The sequence below is a fragment of the Kitasatospora sp. NPDC127035 genome, from assembly GCF_042726075.1.
Taxonomy (GTDB): domain Bacteria; phylum Actinomycetota; class Actinomycetes; order Streptomycetales; family Streptomycetaceae; genus Kitasatospora.
The window spans coordinates 1-3,247 of record NZ_JBHXDN010000154.1 but is presented as its reverse complement, the minus strand read 5'-3'; the positions used below and the strand labels follow the sequence as shown (position 1 = coordinate 3,247).

The following is a 3,247-nucleotide window of genomic DNA, read 5'->3' as shown; positions in this document are numbered from 1 at the left end:
ACGCCGCATCGACGTCCTCTTCGCCATGCTCCGAGACGGCACCCTCTACCAGCCACCGACCGCCGCTACCGGTTGACGAAGACCATAGGGGCACCCTTTGAGGGCCCGGACGTGAGAGCCGTCCACGGCGCAGTCGTCCAGGTCCAGCAGTCCGCGCGGTGCAGTTCGGTCAGCAGCGCGGCGTGCAGGCGAGGCCAGGCGGCCCGGTCCGGTCCCGCAGCCGGCGCCAGGCCGTGACTCCGGAGCGGCCCACTGTCTGCACGGGGACATCGCGCCATGCGACACCGGTCCGCAGCAGGGAGATGATGCCGGCAAGGGCCGCCCGGTCCGGGACTCGTAGTCGCCCGGGGTGTCGGTGGCGTCGTTCGGGAGCGGGCGGCAGCAGTGGAGCCACCCGCTCCCGCAGGTCGTTCGGGACAAGATCGACACGCACTCCGGATACCCTGCGACCAAGATCGTCGAGCGCAGGAGTGCAGCTCGACTCGAGCGGCTGACCCTTGCCCGCAGCGGCTTCGGCTTCACCTGGCCCGCTGCCTTCCCGCTCGCCCGCATCGACCGCGTCCTGACCCGCGACCTGTCCGCCACCACCTGGACCCTGCCTGCCACGGCCAGCGACCACCTTCCCCTGGCGGGGAGGATCCGGGCCTGAAGCACGGTGCGGGAGGTTCTCCGGGTGGGCAGGCGGGAGTGCGGTCCGACCCGCCGGTTCACGTCGTTCGGGCGAGGTCGTGCAGGTGGGCGACGGCCTGCACGGCGTGGCGCAGGGCCGTCGCCCTGCCGACGGCAGTCGCGGAGGGACCCGCCGACGGTCGCGGCCGGTGCGGTCACCAGAACCGGGCGAGGGCGCTGTCCTTGAACGGCTGCGGGGAGACGTCCAGGTCCCCGGAGAACGGACGGTCGAGGACGAGCACCAGCAGCAGGCTGAAACCGACGAGCGCGGCCACCGACCCGACGAACAGGATCCGCGCCCGCCGGCTGCGGACGCCGTACAGCAGGGTGACCAGCATGATCACCGCCGCGCCGCCGAAGATCAGCATCTGTAGGAGGGCCGGGAGCTGGTCGCGGCTGTCGGCGATCCTGGTACGGCGGTAGGCGGCGACTTCGTTGAGGCTGTCCAGGGCCTTGGCGTAGAAGGCCTGCTCGGCGTTCGTCCGCGGCTCGTAGTCGGCGAGGGCCCGGTACATCGCGTCGACGGATCGGGTGGTCACCGCGGAGTCGCCGTCACCGGCCCGCATCAGCGGCCACTGGTCCTCGACCACCGCGTGGACGTAGCCGCCGACGGCCGCCTGGACGGCGTCCCGCGGGCCGGGAGGGAAGCACTCGGCATCGCGGACGATCTGTGAGACCGCACTGGCCTCGCTGGAGACGACCGTGCCCGCGTCCTGCAGATCGGTCCACAGGTTGACGATCACGAAGGCCAGGATGATGCCGTAGATGGCGCCGAACATGCCCAGCACCACACCGACCATGTCGTTGTTCTCGCCGTCCGCCAGCGCCGGGAACCAGCGCATGGCCAGCACACTTCCGGCCACCGCGAGCAGCACGGTACCGCCGACCACGAGCAGCGCGAGGACGGCGGTCGGGAGGTGGTTCAACAGCCAGAGTTCCACGGTGCTCCTCACCTCTGTGGGCCGGGGAAGGACGGTCCGGCCGCCCCCGCCAACGCGAGGTGCGCGTGGAGCGCGCGGGTTCGGCCTGCCCGGTGCCGCACGGCCGGGAGCGGGCACCCCAGCATGGCCTCCGGCCGCCGCCCGACGGTCCAGGCCCCGCCAGATGCGGCGACGTGTCACCCCGATCAGGTGAACCCGGCCGCCTGGTCCCGGGTGGGGTGTCCGGCAGCCGCCCGGGTACTGCGCCGACCTGCGGGGAGCCCCGAGTCCAGGGCCGCCGGGACCGGTGCCGCGGTGGCCGCAGTGTCCCGGCTCCGGACGGACGTCGGCCCACGGCGGGCGCGGCCCCTTGCTCGATGGAGTGACTACGAACCGCCGGCCGCGTGGAAGTGTTCCGCCGCACGGAGGATGGACTTCGGGCGCAGCCGCACGGCTGCGCCCGAACGTTCCACCCTGCGGGAAGGAAGCGGAAGTGACGCACGAGAGCTCGCCGCACTAGGACCGGGCGCCTGGGCCTGGTGGTCGGCGCGGCCTTCATGGCCGCCCTGGTCCCCGCGACGACGGCCCAGGCGGCTCTGCCGTCGAACTCCGACCTGGAAGTGGTCCGCATCGACCCGGACCCGGTTGCGCCGGGCGGTACGACGACATTGGTCGTGGCGGGCGGCGAAGGCGCGGGCGTCTCGGGTGAAGCCGTTGAGTCCGATCATGACGGGTACGTCGGCGTGGTGTTCGGGGCGGGCGGTGCTGTTGAAGGTCTGGACGTCCCGGGAGCCGACCGGTCTGGCGCAGTGCTTGCACTGCACGACCACCTTGCGGCCGAGGTGGTCCCAGGCGACGACGTCCGCGCCGAGGTCTCCGGCGCGGCCCGAGTGCTGGACCCCGGTGAAGCCGTCGCGGACGAGCAGGGCGGCGCACGCCCGCTCGAACTCCGTGGCCTCCCAAGCGTCCAGGTGATGCATCCCGCACCAGGACGGCCGGGGCCTCGTCGTCGAAGTCGTCGTGCAGGTAACGGACGTACCTGCGCGGGGCGAGGAAGCGGGCGGCGAGCAGGACGGGAACCAGCACGAGCGGGGCGGCGATCAGAGCCGACCACCAGGGGTGATCGGTGATCCAACCCCAGACGTCGACGCTGAGCCGGCGCCAGAAGGAGGTGCTCAGCCACTGCCGGACCACCTTGGCGACGGCGATGGCGAGTACCGCCCAGGCGATGGCTTTCAGCAGCGGATCGAAGGTGCCGTCATGGCGCACTGTGCGGCCTCTCCTGTACCTCGGGGTGCTGGCGCCGGAACGGCCGGGCTGCGGGGCCTGGCCCCGCTCGTTTCCCCTGCGGGAGATGAGCGACGGCTACCGCACCGCCGCCGCGCTCGTGGTCGACATCCTCAAGCAGCTCCACGACGCGGCGGGGTGGTCAGCCCGGCTGAACGGAAAGGGTCTGCCGGTGTAGGCCGGTAGCGACTGGATGATGTTGCACAGCGATGAGGGTTCTGGCCCCTCGGAGTCGCCCCCCGCGGAGGGAAGCTCCAAACCGCTTCCTGCTGCGTCGGCTGATTGTGTCCTGAACGTGAAGGGGAGCTGGTCGTAGGACGGTTTCTGGAATCGATGCTGTGCGAGAGATGAAGGTATGGCCCTTCGGAGCC

At 71.6% G+C, this 3,247-nt stretch carries 4 protein-coding genes and 1 pseudogene; 2 read left to right on the top strand and 3 right to left on the bottom strand.

The features are described 5' to 3' along the window. Positions 1–96 precede the first annotated feature (96 nt). Positions 97–433 (bottom strand): annotated as a pseudogene (locus ACFWIC_RS40895) (transposase); the annotation flags it as partial. Here ACFWIC_RS40895 and ACFWIC_RS40890 point away from each other — a divergent pair. Beyond that, positions 350–649: a hypothetical protein gene (locus ACFWIC_RS40890; protein ID WP_380522263.1), complete on the top strand. Its 300-nt coding sequence runs from the start codon at positions 350–352 to the stop codon at positions 647–649. The pseudogene ACFWIC_RS40895 and the gene ACFWIC_RS40890 overlap by 84 nt on opposite strands. 175 nt (positions 650–824) lie before the next feature. Here ACFWIC_RS40890 and ACFWIC_RS40885 read toward each other — a convergent pair whose 3' ends face one another. Together ACFWIC_RS40885 and ACFWIC_RS40880 are read right to left on the bottom strand one after the other, a co-directional pair. After that, positions 825–1,610: a DUF4239 domain-containing protein gene (locus ACFWIC_RS40885; RefSeq protein WP_380522262.1), complete on the bottom strand. Its 786-nt coding sequence runs from the start codon at positions 1,608–1,610 to the stop codon at positions 825–827. A 365-nt stretch (positions 1,611–1,975) separates the two neighbouring features. After that, positions 1,976–2,569, bottom strand: coding sequence for a restriction endonuclease (locus tag ACFWIC_RS40880; protein WP_380522260.1), 594 nt, complete (start codon positions 2,567–2,569; stop codon positions 1,976–1,978). 146 nt (positions 2,570–2,715) lie between these two features. Here ACFWIC_RS40880 and ACFWIC_RS40875 point away from each other — a divergent pair, with 146 nt between their 5' ends. After that, positions 2,716–3,054 carry a hypothetical protein gene (locus ACFWIC_RS40875; RefSeq protein WP_380522258.1) on the top strand — a complete coding sequence of 113 codons (339 nt, stop codon included), beginning with the start codon at positions 2,716–2,718 and terminating at the stop codon, positions 3,052–3,054. Positions 3,055–3,247 lie beyond the last annotated feature (193 nt).